The organism is Oleiphilus sp. HI0066, assembly GCF_001635725.1.
The window spans coordinates 1-533 of record NZ_LWFH01001573.1; the positions used below are offsets into that span (position 1 = coordinate 1).

General features: G+C 47.7%; 2 protein-coding genes. Both read right to left on the reverse strand.

Annotated features, from left to right (window positions below; genetic code table 11):
- On the reverse strand, window positions 1-166 hold a 166-nt coding region (locus A3738_RS30160; RefSeq protein WP_156504478.1), incomplete at its 3' end, for an aminotransferase class V-fold PLP-dependent enzyme.
- A gap of 24 nt (window positions 167-190) precedes the next feature.
- Window positions 191-533: Rrf2 family transcriptional regulator (locus A3738_RS24875; protein ID WP_156504479.1), on the reverse strand; the 343-nt coding region annotated here is incomplete at its 5' end.

Consider the following 533-nt stretch of genomic DNA (forward strand, 5'->3'; position numbering starts at 1 on the left):
CAATTTGTTTGCGTGCACTTTCGACGGCTGCCTCAGCTTGCCAACCTAACATATGGGAGCGAGATGCTGGATTTGCGTAACAAGAATCGTGGCCCAAATAAGCCAACATTTTTTCAACAACACGAGGATCTGCTGGCGTCGTCGCCGCATAATCGAGATAAATCATTTGTTTCGCTCTACAAGAGATATTTCACTGCTCGGCGTATATTAGACCCGCAAGAGAATTTTGTCGCTCTGCAGTTTCGATCACTTCACGCTTCGACATAAGCTGTTCTAGTGTAATATCGCTCAAAAAAGAGTGGATCTGTTCGCTCAGATCGGACCACAGATGGTGAGTAAGGCACTTCTGACCTTGCTGGCAATTGCCTTTATCTTGACACTTCGTTGAATCTATCGACTCGTCTACTGCATCTATGATCGCCGCAATCGACACAGAGCATTCCATTTGGCCTAGCGTATATCCGCCACCAGGGCCGCGCGTACTTGCGACGAGCTTGCGTCGGCGCAACTTAGAAAATAACTGCTCGAGATAT